We start from the raw sequence: 11,948 nt of genomic DNA on the forward strand, positions 1-11,948 counted from the left end.
ACCCGACCCGTGCCGGGCCGGGGTCCGATGGTCGAGCCGGTTTCGAACGGCCGTGACCGCGTCAGCCCAGCGGGGCGTAGGCGATGGCCTCGATCTCGACCTTGATGTCGATCATCAGCCGGGCCTCGACCGTGGTGCGCGCCGGCGGGTCCTTCTCGAAGAAGGTCGCATAGGTCTTGTTGAAGCCACCGAAGTCGCGCGCGTCGGTGATGATCACGAAGGTCTTGACCACCTGGTCCATGGTGCAGCCGGCCAGCGCCAGCGCCGCCTTGACGTTTTCGAGCGTCTGCCGGGTCTGCGCCTCGATGCCGCCTACGACGACGGTGCCGCTCGCGTCGGTCGGCACCTGGCCGGAGACATAGACGAAATCGCCCGCACGCACGGCCGGGGAGAGCGGCACATGCGAGGCGCCGTAGACGATCTTCAGTTTGCTCATGGACAAGCCCCTTTGGTTATGCGAGGCGGCCCGACAGCGGGCCATCAGACCACCCCAGAGTAGCGGCGGCGAGGCTAGAATAAATCGCCCCGATTATCGACAGGAAACCGGCGAAACACTGCATTTGGCCGGTTGCTTTGTTGCCCGATCCGAAAGAGCCTTGCGGCAGGCGGAGGAATGAGAATGTTCGGTCTGAACGACAAGCATGTGGTGATCAGCGGCGCCGGAGGCGGCATCGGCCGCGCCCTCGTGGCCGCGTTCCAAACGGCCGGGGCCCGCGTGACGGCCTGCGACCGCGATCCGGAATTGCTGGCGCCGCTGCAGGGCGTCGCGAAATCGGTGTTCGAGCTGACGGATGCGGAAGCGACGGCCCGCGCGGTGGCGGCCCTCGTCGCCGAGCACGGCACGCCGGACGTTCTCGTCAGCAATGCCGGGTTCAGCCGGGCCGAGACGATGGATACGGTCGATCAGAAGTCCTGGAACCAGGAAGTCGACATCAACCTGACCGGCAGCTTCAACCTCATCGACCCGACGATGCGGGCGATGATCGCCAATGGCGGCGGCGCCATCGTCATGACGTCGACCGTCAATGCCCTCGCCCATTACGGCAATCCGGCCTATGCGGCGGCCAAGGCCGGGCTCATCGCCTATATGCGAGCGATCGCGGTCGAGAATGGCCGTGACAACATCCGCGCCAACTGCATCTGCCCCGGATCCGTGCGCACGCCGGCCTGGGATCATCGCGTCGAGAAGGATCCGAGCCTCCTGACTAAGGTCGTGGCGCACTATCCGCTCGGCAAGCTGGTCGTACCCTCCGACGTCGCCAACGCCGCCCTGTTCCTGGCCTCGCCGCTCGCCGGCGCCATCACAGGTGTTGCGCTGCCCGTCGATGCCGGGCTCACTGCGGGCAATCTGCGCTTCATCCGCGACGTCTTCTGACCTTCGAAGCCCGTCGCACCAGCAACCCCATCCGCCGCGGCCGCGGCCAGGCGAGGACATCATGCCGAGACATATCGATACCCTTCAGACCCCCTGCGTCGTGATCGACCTGGACAAGGCCGAAGCCAATCTCCAGCGCGCGCAGGACTATGCCGATGCCCATGGCGTGCGCCTTCGGCCGCACATCAAGACGCACAAGCTGCCGCTGTTCGCCAAGCGCCAGCTCGAGCTGGGCGCCATCGGCATCACCTGCCAGAAGCTGGGCGAAGCCGAAGTGATGGCCGATGCCGGCATCGAGGACATCTTCCTGCCCTACAATCTGATGGCGCCGGAGAAGCTCGCCCGCCTGAAGGATCTCGCCAGGCGGGTGACGCTCGCCGTCACCGCCGACAGCGACTATGTCGTTGACGGCTATGCCGCGACGTTCGCCGACTCCGCCGACGCACCGCTCAACGTGCTGATCGAATGCGATACCGGCGCCGGCCGCTGTGGCGTGCAGACGCCCGACGACGCCGTCGCGCTCGCCCGCCGGATCGCTTCGACCCCCGGCCTCGTCTTCGGCGGCCTGATGACCTATCCGCCGGCTGGCAACTCCGCCGGCGCGCGTCAATGGCTCGAGGAAGCGGCGGCGAAGCTCGCCGATGCCGGCCTGCCGGCCAAGGCCATCTCGACCGGCGGCACGCCCGACCTCTGGCGCGCGCACGAGACGGCGATCGCCACCGAATATCGCCCCGGAACCTATATCTATTACGACCGATCGCTGGTCGCCCGCGGCGTCGCCACGGAGGAGGATTGCGCCCTCAACGTGCTGGTGACGGTGGTCAGCCGGCCGACGGCAGACCGCGCCATCGTCGACGCCGGCTCGAAGGCGCTGACCAGCGACCTGCTCGGCCTCAGCGGCTACGGCACCGTGATGGGCTATCCCGACGCGGTGATCTACGGCATGAGCGAGGAGCACGGCAATATCGACTTCTCGGCCTCGGCCAAGAAGCCGAAGGTCGGCGACCGGCTGCGTATCCTGCCGAACCACGCCTGCCCCGTCTCGAACCTGTTCGACCACGTCCACCTGGTCTCCGGCGACCATGTCGTCGAGACGGTGGCGGTGGCGGCGCGTGGTCGCGTCGACTGAACGAAATCATGGAAATGACGCCTCGGTTCAGGCCGGGGCGTCGATCACCGGGGTCAGCTCATTCACCCTGGGCGGCGTAGGCCTGCAGGCGGCCGGATTCGGAAAGCGTGCGCTGCCGCAGGTCGCGCAGGAAGGCGAGATTGCCGTGGATCTCGACCAGCCGCACGTCGCCGCGCACCAGAAGACGCTCCGCATCGGTCAGCATCGCCGCGGCGCCGGCGGTATCCGGGTTCTCGCCCTCGAGCATGTCGCCATAGAGAAACGCGGCGCGGGCGCGGGCTTCCTCGATGCGCGCCGTGAGGCCGGCCAGTTCCTGTTCGACCTCGTCGATCACCTTCGATATCGCGCTTTCGACCGATGCCAACCGCTCGACATCACTACGAATATCGCGTTCCTTGGACCGAAATCGAGGAAACAGCACGTCTGGTCTCTCCCGGTCGAAATGCATTCCGTTCGGCTTGGCTGCCGAATCGCCATCCTGATAATGCCGCATGACTTTCCGATGGGCGATAGGAAATCCGCCCGCATCGTCAGGTTGCGAGGCCGGCAGGGCCGTTGCCGAGGTCCGGGCCGTAAGGTATTCGGAAGCTGGACGCATCCACCACGGCGCCCCCCACCGTGATGTCCGGGCGGTTCCTCCCGACCGCGCCGACAAGACGAAAGCAAAGAACAATGACCCGCATTACTGGCATTCGCGTCTTCGATCTCCGCTTCCCGACCTCGCAATCGCTCGACGGCTCGGACGCGATGAACCCGGATCCGGACTATTCGGCCGCCTATGTCATCCTCGATACCGACAATCCCCAGCTCTCCGGCCACGGCCTGACCTTCACCATCGGCCGCGGCAACGAGATCTGCTGCGCCGCGATCCGCGCGCTCGATCATCTGGTGATCGGCCTCGAACTCGACTGGATCAAGGAAGATCCCGGCCGCTTCTGGCGCCACATCACCGGCGACAGCCAGCTGCGCTGGATCGGCCCGGACAAGGGCGCCATCCACCTGGCCACCGGCGCCGTCGTCAACGCCGCCTGGGACCTCTGGGCCAAGGAAGTCAAGAAGCCGGTCTGGCAGCTCGTCGCCGAGATGACGCCGGAAGAGATCGTCAAGATCGTCGATTTCCGCTACCTGACCGACGGCATCACGCCCGGCGAGGCCCTCGCCATCCTGAAGCAGGCCGAGATCGGCAAGGCCGAACGCATCGCCACGCTCAAGGCCGAGGGCTATCCCTGCTACACGACCTCGGCCGGCTGGCTCGGCTATAGCGACGAGAAGCTGCGCCGCCTCTGCCAGGAAGCCGTCGACCAGGGCTTCAACCACATCAAGATGAAGGTCGGCCGCGATCTCGAGGACGACATCCGTCGTCTGAAGGCGGCCCGCGAGGTCATGGGTCCGGACCGCTTCCTGATGATCGACGCCAACCAGGTCTGGGAAGTCGATGCCGCGATCGACTGGGTCAAGCAGCTCGCTTTCGCCAAGCCCTATTTCATCGAGGAGCCGACCAGCCCCGATGACGTCGAAGGCCATCGCAAGATCCGCGAGGGCGTCGCGCCGATCAAGGTCGCGACCGGCGAGATGTGCCAGAACCGCATCATGTTCAAGCAGTTCATCATGCGCAACGCCATCGACATCGTGCAGATCGATGCCTGCCGCATCGGCGGCCTGAACGAGGTTCTGGCGGTGCTGCTGATGGCGGCGAAGTATGGCAAGCCGGTCTGGCCGCATGCCGGCGGCGTCGGCCTGTGCGAATACGTCCAGCACCTGTCGATGATCGACTATCTCGTCGTCTCGGGCAGCAAGGAAGGCCGGGTGATCGAGTATGTCGACCATCTGCACGAGCACTTCATCGAGCCCTGCGACATCCAGAACGCCGCCTACATGCCGCCGAAGCTGCCGGGCTTCTCGATCGAGATGAAGGCGGAATCGATCGCCGACCACACTTTCGTCGACTAAGCCGCGGATAAAAAAGGCGTTGGTACTTCGCGAAGAAGCACCAACGCCGAAACAGAGCACTAGATATCCTGACCGCTTCCAGTAGAACCGGTCCGGATATCGACCATGCCTTTGCATGCCGATCCAGCAAATGGTGACAAGGCGATGCTGCGGGCCTTCCTTCTTCTGGTGTCCGGCTTCTGGCTCGCGCTTGGCCCTGCTGCCACGGCCCTGGCCGAGGAGACCGCCCCGCCCGCGACGGCACGCGAACTGGTCATCGGCACCAAGCAGGCGCCACCCTTCGCCATCAAGGGCGCAGACGGTGTCTGGACCGGCATCAGCATCGATCTCTGGCAGCGCATCGCCGACAAGCTCGACGTCAGATATCGCCTCGTCGAGGAGCCGACCGTCGAGGCGCTGATCGACGGCACCGCGAGCGGCAAGTACGACGCCGCCGTCGCCGCCCTGACGATCACAGGTCCGCGCGCCGAGATCCTCGACTTCAGCCAGCCCTTCTATCGAACCGGCCTCGGCATCGCCGTGCCCTTCTCGGACGGATCGCGCTGGACGGTGATTCTGCGCTCCATGCTGTCGCTCGGATTTCTGCAAGCCGTCGGCGCGCTGATCGGCCTCGCGCTGCTGGTCGGCTTCCTGATCTGGGTATTCGAGCGCCGGCGCAACGAGCACTTCGGCGGCGCGCGCGGCATCGGCGCCTCGATCTGGTGGTCGGCCGAGGCGATGACACAGGCAAGCACCGGTGTGCATACGCCCATCACGCTCGCCGGCCGGTCGCTCGCCATTCTCTGGATGGCGGTATCGATCATCGCGATCGCCGTCTTCACGGCGGGCGTCACCTCGGCGCTGACGACGAGCGCGCTGCAAGGGCTGATCAGCAATCCGAACGATCTGGCCTCGGTTCGGGTCGGCGCGATCTCGGACAGCTCGACCGTCGACTATCTCAACACCCAGCGCCTCAAATATACCGGCTTCCCCTCGGCCGAGGATGGCCTGAAAGCCCTGAAGGCCGGCGAGATCGATGCCTTCGTCTACGACAAGCCGCTGCTCGCCTGGATCGTCCTGCAACGCTATTCGTCGTCGATCCAGATGCTCGACCTGGTGTTCGACCCGCAGAACTACGGCATCGGCCTGCCGCTCGGCAGCCCGCTGCGCAAGAACATCGACGTCGCGCTGCTCGACAACGTTCATAGCGACTGGTGGAAGCAGACCCTGTTCAGCTATCTGGGCGAACGCTGACCGCGAACTGGAGCAGGCCTCCAGCCGGGACGTCATGAAGCCGCAGGAACAACCGACCGATCGACTGCGCGAACTTTGCCTCGCCCTGCCCGAAGTCGTCGAACAGGAAACCTGGGGCGATCCCACCTTCCGCGTCGGCGACAAGATCTTCGCCATGGTGAAATCAGGCGACGAGCGGCTGTCGGTTTGGATCAAGGCGCCGCAAGGCAGCCAGATGGTGTTGGTCGGCGCCGACCCTGCGCGCTTCTTCGTGCCGCCCTATGTCGGATCGAAGGGCTGGGTCGGCATCCGGCTCGACGAGGATCCTGACTGGCAGGAAGTCGCGGACCTGGTCCGCCGCAGCTACCAGCTCATCGCCCCGAAGCGGCTTCTGAAGCGCATCTAGGTCGAGACGTGGGAAAATCGGCGCGTGCCAAAACGGCCGATCGCTTCGGCGACTGGCTCCGTTGCGCTTGCGCCGGTGGCGGGCGCTAGACGCGCCCGGCCCGATCAGCTCTTGGAAGTACCGACATCTTCCATCATGTGCTCGACAGCCATGATGGCGTTCTCCAGATCTGAGATCTTGCGCAGCGCGCCGTCGGTCGGCAGGCCGCCGGCGTCGACAGCCTGCGTGATCAACCTCTGCTGCGCTTCGACCAGCCGCGCCCGAAGCGCCGTCAGCTTCTTGTTCATATGGAAAGATCCCTCGTTTCGGCAAACGTATGACAGATTTCTCAGGACGCGTTGACATAAAAATGGGCCAACCGTCGATGCGACCGAGCCGCGCAACATCTTGTGGACGGGGCATCGAGGCGAAAAGCCCGACCGTCACCACCGCTTGACCGAATCTCGTATCAGGCAGAATCTAAGGATTGGTTCTTCTCGACAGGGTGGTCGGAATTATGTCGCGACGAATTTTCCTGACAACGGCGCTCGACCGTCTCCTTGACGAGGGCCAGATCTCTCGCCGCTCCGATGCGCACCGCATCATGAAGCTGGTGATCGAGAACGGTGTCACGGCGCTCGACGACGACCAGCGCTACTTCTACGACAGCGAACTGATCCCGAAGATCGAGGATGTGCAGATCCGCCGGAGCCAGTTCGCCGGCCCCTAGAGATCGCCGATCCGGGGCGGCCCGTAGGCCCGCCCCGTCACGCACCGTCGCGCCTTACTGGGCAGCGAAGCAATAGAGCAGCCCGGCACCGCCGGTGCCCTGCAGCGCTTCCTGCGAACAGCCGCCGCGCGACAGGTGCGACGAATTCCACGACTTCGCCGGCGCCGATTCATCGAGCCCCACCCGGTCGTGGTGACCCACCATCGCCGCGCCCTCGGCGCCGCTCTTCGTCCAGTTGCCGCAGGTCTTGTCCTCGCCGGCCGGGAAGGCCGTGCCGTCCGGCTGCGTACCAGTCAGGATGTCATGCGTGTTCGGCTTGTCGCCGCGGCCATTCACCGGCACTCCGGTCTCGGTCAGCCCGGTCTCCTTGGTGAGATTGTTCTTGCCGTGCAGTTCCGCCACGTCCTTGGCAATGACGACGCCCTTGGCGTTCTGCCAGGGTCCCGCGCCGATACGGTCGCGCGCATTGACCGCCGGCGTGCCGTCGACAGCCTGGGTCGAGAGATAGGCGCGCCAGGTCTTGCCGCTTGCCCCGGCCTTCTCCGCCAGCGTCTGGCAAAGTTTGTCGGCGCCTTCGAGCCCGCCGAGATCGGCCCCCTTGCCCGAGCCGACGCTGGAAATGAAGAAGGTCATGCTGCCTTCCTGCGCGCTCGCGGCGCCGCCAAGCGCCATCAGCGCGACAGAAGCCACAAACGCCAGTGATCGTGCGGTCGTCATCTCGTCCCTCCTCTCGAACCGGCGTCGCAGCGACGCCCGATCCACTACCTGTTCCGATATAGGCGCCTTCCGGCTGCCGGCGAGACGGCAGCTTCAACCAAGGCGGGAGCCAGTGCAATGGACCGCGCGCGGTAGCGTCCTGGCAGCGACGGCTCAGAACGGCGCCTCGACGGAGCCGAGTTGGACGAAGACGCGCTTCAATCGGGTATAGGGCTCAAGCGTCGCCGCGAACGCCTCGCCCGCGATATCGACACCGAAGCCGGGATGATTGATCCAGCAGGAGCCGGCATGGAGGCGCGCGACGACACGATTGCCGCGCGCCAGGTCTCGCGTGAAGACCGTGGCGGTCGGCCCGAACGGCCGCGCATTGGCCCTGGCGATCCCATCGTCCTCATCCCGGAACGACAGCACCGTCGCCACCGGGCCGACGATCGCTTCGCGGACGACCGCCATTGTGTCGGTACACTGGTCGAGGATCGTCGGCGCGACGAAAGCGCCCTTCGCCATCGCCCCGGCCACGATGCGATAGCCACCCGCCAGCACGCACACACCCGCCTCCCGGGCCTGCGCGATCTGGTCGAGCAGGCGCTCCAGATGCGCTTCCGAGATCAGCGCGCCGATCTGGGTGCGCGGATCGAGCGGGTCACCGACGATCAGGCGGCTGGCGCGGGCGACGAGCTTCTCGAGAAATGCGTCCCGCACGCTCTCCTGCACGAAGATCCGCGTTCCGCCCCAACCGGCCCGAGCGAAGCTGGCAAGCAGCGCCCCGGATACAGCATCGTCCAACTCCGCATCCTCGAAGACGAGCAGGGACGACTTGCCGTCCCCCTCAAATGTCCGGGGCTGCCCCGCGTCGGCCGACGGGATCCGGATGATGCCGGGATGGCGGGCGAGAAGTCGCTCCGTCTCGGTTGCCCCGTGCACCACGTTGAAGACGCCGTCCGGCACACCCGCCTCGCTCAGGATTTCGGCGAGCCTGGCCGCCGATAGCGGCGTCTGTTCGGAGGGTTTGAGGATCAGGGCGTTGCCGGCCGCGAGCGCCGGCGCGGCGTGGCCGCAAGCGCTCAGCAGGGGATGGCTCTCGTCGCCGATAGCGGCGAGAACGCCGAGCGGCTCGCGCCTCGTATAGCCGAACGCCTCCGCTCCGAGATCGACGGCCCCGTCCGTCGGTGCGCCGGCCAGCCCGGCGAAGTAGTCGATGCAGTCGGCGGCGGAGGCCGTTCCCGCCGTCTGCCGGATCGGCCTGCCCGTCTCGAGAGTTTCCAGCCGGGCGAGTTCATCGCTGCGCTCACGGAGCATTGCCGAGGCTCGCCGCAAGATCTGGCCGCGTGCGGCACCCGTCATCGCACCCCAGAGCCGCTGGCCCGCCTCGGCACTTGCAACGGCCGCGTCGATTTCCACCGCGTCCGCCAGCTCGATCTCGGCGATCGTTTCGCCGGTGGCGGGATCGATCATTGCGAAACGGCGGTCGTCGCCATTCGCGCGGGCGCGACCGCCGATGAAATTGCGGACGACCTTGCGGCCTTCGGGCCCAGGCAGGGCATCCGCCGCCGATGTCCGCGCGCGGATCGCGGCGAGCTGGGCATCGACGAAGGCCGTGGCGATGGCGCGCGCCTCGGCGCTCTCCGGCTCGCCCTCCGCCAACAGGGTCTCGCGCAGCCAAAGCCCGTCGATGACGGCGGCGATCGCCACCGCCGTCGACTGCGCCTCGCGCGCCGGCACCATCTGCTTCAGCCCATGGCGCAGATTGGAGAGCATCCGGCGCTGATAGACGTTCTGCACGCGTTTGAAGCGGGCGGAGTGGATGACCTGCCCCCAGAAGGCGAGCCAGACGCTGGCCGTGCGGCGATCGAATTCCTCGGGCGCCAGATTGGCGTCGATGACGGCTTGCACGCGCTCACGCGGCGACCGGGCCTCCGCCAGCCGGATCGAGACGATCCGGCTCAAACGGCCGGCCATGTAGCGCAAGGTCGCTTCGAGCAAGCCTTCCTTGTCCCCGAAGTAGTGCGCCACCAGTCCGGGCGACGCCCCGGCCCGGCGGCCGATATCCATCAGGGTACAGGCGGCAAAACCGACCTCGGCCAGCGATTCGATCGTCGCCTCGATCAGCTGTCGACGACGCAGATCCTCGACTTCGATCCGGACGGAACCTGCCTCGGCCATGACAATCCTCTTCCGCCAACAAGCACGCACCCGTCATTTATCCTGATTGAACGGCCAATCAAAGCACGGACCGCTTCCCTCTACTCCCTCCGTTGGAGCAGACATCTCAAGTCGATATCGTCATTCAAATCGCGCAAATCCGCTGACAATCAGGATTGAACGCCCATTCAATGGACAAGAATCAGAAAGCCTAGCCGCGTTCATTTGACTTCGAACGAAGAGTGGCGGACACATCGTCGCGGAGACTATCATCCGATCCACAGCTAGGACGCATCATCGCGTCGATTGCTGCGCTATGCTTGACCCCATCCGGCGGTCGCCTGGCAAAGCCACATGTTGGGAGAAGTAGAGAATGCTGAATTCGGTAGTGTCGAAGTCACTGGCCGCCATGACGTGCGTTCTGGCGCTCGCGGGAACCGCCTCGGCGGCGGAACCTGCCAGCTGCAAGTCCGTGCGCTTTTCCGACGTCGGCTGGACCGATATCTCGGCGACAACGGGCCTGACCTCGCGCATTCTGACCGGCCTTGGCTACGAGCCGAAGCTGCAGGTGCTGTCGGTGCCGGTCACCTACGCCTCGCTGAAGAACAAGGATATCGACGTCTATCTCGGCAATTGGCTGCCCTCGATGGCTGCCGACCTCCAGCCCTATCTCGACGACGGCTCGGTCGAGGTCGTCGGCGTCAATCTGGAAGGCGCCAAATACACGCTCGCTGTGCCGGCCTATCTGTTCGACGAAGGCCTCAAGACCTTCGCCGACATCGCCAAGTTCAAGGACAAGCTCGACGGCAAGCTCTACGGCATTGAGCCGGGCAATGACGGCAATCGGCTGATCCTCGACATGATCAAGGCCGACAAGTTCGGCCTCGGCTCGTTCGAGCTGGTCGAATCGAGCGAACAGGGCATGCTCGCCCAGGTCGACCGCGCCGGCCGCAAGAAGGACGCGATCGTGTTCCTCGGCTGGGCGCCGCACCCGATGAACGAGAAGTTCGCCATGCAGTATCTCGATGGCGGCGACGAGGTGTTCGGCCCGAATTTCGGCGGCGCCACCGTCTCGACCAGCGTGCGCAAGGGCTATCTCGAAGAGTGCCCGAATGTCGGCGCGCTGATCAAGAACATGAAGTTCACCCTGCCGATCGAGGGCCAGGTGATGTCGAGCATCCTCGACGACGGCAAGGAGCCGATCGCCGCCGCCGAAGCCTGGCTGAAGGCCAATCCGTCCCAGCTCGACGCCTGGCTCGCCGGCGTAAACACGATCGACGGCCAGCCCGGCCTCGCCGCCGTGAAGCAGAGCCTCGGTCTCTGAGCCATGTTCCTACCGGCGCCGGTTCGGCCGGCATCGGTGGGATCCACAACGCTTGAGCGGGGCGAGCGACATTTCATCGCCCCGCCGGTCCGTCCGGCCCCCGGAGACCCAATTGAGGATCGCAGCGCGCCATGTATAGCTGGCTGACCGAGCACAAAATCCCGCTCGGATCCTGGATCAAGAGCTTCGTCGACTTCCTGAACCAGCACGCGCAATGGCTGTTCGACTGGATTTCACTTGTCCTCGGCACGCTGATCGAAGGGCTGACGGATCTGCTGCTGGCGGTGCCGCCGCTGCTTCTGATCGCGATCTTCGCGGGCATCGCCTATGGGCTGCACCGCTCGTTCAGGCTCGCGGCCTTCACCGCCATCGCCTTCCTGCTGGTCATCAATCTCGGCTATTGGCAGCCGACGATCGAGACGCTCGCGCTGGTGATCTGGGCGACGCTCGTCTGCGTCGTCGTCGGTGTGCCGATCGGTATCGCCGCCGCGCACCGGCCCTGGCTCTATGCCGGCATCCGCCCCGCTCTCGACCTGATGCAGACGATTCCGACCTTCGTCTATCTGATCCCGACGCTCGTGCTGTTCGGCCTTGGCACCGTGCCCGGCCTGATCTCGACGGTGATCTTCGCCATCCCCGCCCCGATCCGGCTCACCCATCTCGGCATCACCTCGGTGCCGGCCCAGTTGCGAGAGGCAGGCCAGGCCTTCGGCGCCACCAAGCGGCAGCTGCTCTACAAGGTCGAGCTGCCGCACGCGATGCCGACGATCATGGCCGGCATCACCCAGTGCATCATGTTGTCGCTTTCGATGGTGGTGATCGCGGCTCTGGTTGGCGCCGACGGGCTCGGCAAGCCGGTCGTCCGCGCGCTGAATTCCGTCAATATCGGCATGGGCTTCGAGGCAGGCGCGGCGATCGTGTTGCTCGCCATCGTGCTCGACCGGGTCTGCAAGCGCCCCGAACGCAGGAAGGGAGCGCGCTGAC

Annotated in this window: 13 protein-coding genes; 8 read left to right on the top strand and 5 right to left on the bottom strand. The window is 65.6% G+C overall.

What is annotated here, in order from left to right:
* Window positions 1-61: 61 nt before the first annotated feature.
* The gene (locus tag G342_RS0114285; RefSeq protein WP_018183841.1) at window positions 62-436 is read right to left on the bottom strand and encodes a RidA family protein; all 375 of its coding nucleotides are present in this window, start codon (window positions 434-436) and stop codon (window positions 62-64) included.
* A gap of 183 nt (window positions 437-619) precedes the next feature.
* Between G342_RS0114285 and G342_RS0114290 the strand changes: the two genes are divergently transcribed.
* Together G342_RS0114290 and G342_RS0114295 are read left to right on the top strand one after the other, a co-directional pair.
* Complete coding sequence (locus G342_RS0114290) at window positions 620-1,375, top strand: SDR family oxidoreductase (RefSeq protein WP_018183842.1); 756 nt, start codon at window positions 620-622, stop codon at window positions 1,373-1,375.
* Between the two features lie 61 nt (window positions 1,376-1,436).
* Window positions 1,437-2,504, top strand: coding sequence for a D-TA family PLP-dependent enzyme (locus G342_RS0114295; protein ID WP_026304443.1), 1,068 nt, complete (start codon window positions 1,437-1,439; stop codon window positions 2,502-2,504).
* Window positions 2,505-2,562: 58 nt separating this feature from the next.
* On the opposite strand, the gene G342_RS26280 is transcribed toward G342_RS0114295, so the two are convergent.
* Window positions 2,563-3,177, bottom strand: a complete 615-nt coding sequence (locus G342_RS26280) for a hypothetical protein (RefSeq protein ID WP_198010796.1) — start codon at window positions 3,175-3,177, stop codon at window positions 2,563-2,565.
* Between G342_RS26280 and G342_RS0114305 the strand changes: the two genes are divergently transcribed.
* The 3 genes from G342_RS0114305 to G342_RS0114315 all read left to right on the top strand — a co-directional run bounded on the left by G342_RS0114305 (window position 3,177) and on the right by G342_RS0114315 (window position 6,072).
* Window positions 3,177-4,454: an L-fuconate dehydratase gene (locus G342_RS0114305; protein ID WP_018183845.1), complete on the top strand. Its 1,278-nt coding sequence runs from the start codon at window positions 3,177-3,179 to the stop codon at window positions 4,452-4,454. The genes G342_RS26280 and G342_RS0114305 overlap by 1 nt on opposite strands.
* Window positions 4,455-4,559: 105 nt before the next feature.
* A complete protein-coding gene (locus tag G342_RS0114310; protein ID WP_018183846.1) occupies window positions 4,560-5,687 on the top strand; it encodes a transporter substrate-binding domain-containing protein in 1,128 nt (375 codons plus the stop codon).
* A gap of 34 nt (window positions 5,688-5,721) precedes the next feature.
* Window positions 5,722-6,072 carry an MmcQ/YjbR family DNA-binding protein gene (locus G342_RS0114315; protein ID WP_018183847.1) on the top strand — a complete coding sequence of 117 codons (351 nt, stop codon included), beginning with the start codon at window positions 5,722-5,724 and terminating at the stop codon, window positions 6,070-6,072.
* Window positions 6,073-6,176: 104 nt separating this feature from the next.
* Here G342_RS0114315 and G342_RS0114320 read toward each other — a convergent pair whose 3' ends face one another.
* Complete coding sequence (locus G342_RS0114320; RefSeq protein ID WP_018183848.1) at window positions 6,177-6,359, bottom strand: hypothetical protein; 183 nt, start codon at window positions 6,357-6,359, stop codon at window positions 6,177-6,179.
* Between the two features lie 209 nt (window positions 6,360-6,568).
* Between G342_RS0114320 and G342_RS0114325 the strand changes: the two genes are divergently transcribed.
* Window positions 6,569-6,781, top strand: coding sequence for a hypothetical protein (locus G342_RS0114325; protein WP_018183849.1), 213 nt, complete (start codon window positions 6,569-6,571; stop codon window positions 6,779-6,781).
* Window positions 6,782-6,835: 54 nt separating this feature from the next.
* On the opposite strand, the gene G342_RS0114330 is transcribed toward G342_RS0114325, so the two are convergent.
* Together G342_RS0114330 and betI are read right to left on the bottom strand one after the other, a co-directional pair.
* A complete protein-coding gene (locus G342_RS0114330; RefSeq protein WP_018183850.1) occupies window positions 6,836-7,498 on the bottom strand; it encodes a hypothetical protein in 663 nt (220 codons plus the stop codon).
* 153 nt (window positions 7,499-7,651) lie between these two features.
* Window positions 7,652-9,661, bottom strand: a complete 2,010-nt coding sequence (gene betI, locus G342_RS24195) for a choline-binding transcriptional repressor BetI (RefSeq protein ID WP_018183851.1) — start codon at window positions 9,659-9,661, stop codon at window positions 7,652-7,654.
* A gap of 352 nt (window positions 9,662-10,013) precedes the next feature.
* Between betI and G342_RS0114340 the strand changes: the two genes are divergently transcribed.
* Both G342_RS0114340 and choW read left to right on the top strand, forming a co-directional pair.
* Window positions 10,014-10,964 carry a choline ABC transporter substrate-binding protein gene (locus G342_RS0114340; protein ID WP_018183852.1) on the top strand — a complete coding sequence of 317 codons (951 nt, stop codon included), beginning with the start codon at window positions 10,014-10,016 and terminating at the stop codon, window positions 10,962-10,964.
* A gap of 131 nt (window positions 10,965-11,095) precedes the next feature.
* Window positions 11,096-11,947 carry a choline ABC transporter permease subunit gene (gene choW / locus G342_RS0114345; RefSeq protein WP_018183853.1) on the top strand — a complete coding sequence of 284 codons (852 nt, stop codon included), beginning with the start codon at window positions 11,096-11,098 and terminating at the stop codon, window positions 11,945-11,947.
* Window position 11,948: the final 1 nt, after the last annotated feature.

This window comes from Kaistia granuli DSM 23481, assembly GCF_000380505.1.
GTDB classification, from domain to species: Bacteria; Pseudomonadota; Alphaproteobacteria; order Rhizobiales; family Kaistiaceae; genus Kaistia; species Kaistia granuli.

Excerpts from the sequence above, each read along its gene's own strand:
- G342_RS0114285 (WP_018183841.1), bottom strand. The coding sequence starts at position 436 with ATGAGCAAACTGAAGATCGTCTACGGCGCCTCGCATGTGCCGCTCTCC.
- G342_RS0114290 (WP_018183842.1), top strand. The coding sequence starts at position 620 with ATGTTCGGTCTGAACGACAAGCATGTGGTGATCAGCGGCGCCGGAGGC.
- G342_RS0114295 (WP_026304443.1), top strand. The coding sequence starts at position 1,437 with ATGCCGAGACATATCGATACCCTTCAGACCCCCTGCGTCGTGATCGAC.
- G342_RS0114305 (WP_018183845.1), top strand. The coding sequence starts at position 3,177 with ATGACCCGCATTACTGGCATTCGCGTCTTCGATCTCCGCTTCCCGACC.
- G342_RS0114310 (WP_018183846.1), top strand. The coding sequence starts at position 4,560 with ATGCCTTTGCATGCCGATCCAGCAAATGGTGACAAGGCGATGCTGCGG.
- G342_RS0114315 (WP_018183847.1), top strand. The coding sequence starts at position 5,722 with ATGAAGCCGCAGGAACAACCGACCGATCGACTGCGCGAACTTTGCCTC.
- G342_RS0114320 (WP_018183848.1), bottom strand. The coding sequence starts at position 6,359 with ATGAACAAGAAGCTGACGGCGCTTCGGGCGCGGCTGGTCGAAGCGCAG.
- G342_RS0114325 (WP_018183849.1), top strand. The coding sequence starts at position 6,569 with ATGTCGCGACGAATTTTCCTGACAACGGCGCTCGACCGTCTCCTTGAC.
- G342_RS0114330 (WP_018183850.1), bottom strand. The coding sequence starts at position 7,498 with ATGACGACCGCACGATCACTGGCGTTTGTGGCTTCTGTCGCGCTGATG.
- betI (WP_018183851.1), bottom strand. The coding sequence starts at position 9,661 with ATGGCCGAGGCAGGTTCCGTCCGGATCGAAGTCGAGGATCTGCGTCGT.
- G342_RS0114340 (WP_018183852.1), top strand. The coding sequence starts at position 10,014 with ATGCTGAATTCGGTAGTGTCGAAGTCACTGGCCGCCATGACGTGCGTT.
- choW (WP_018183853.1), top strand. The coding sequence starts at position 11,096 with ATGTATAGCTGGCTGACCGAGCACAAAATCCCGCTCGGATCCTGGATC.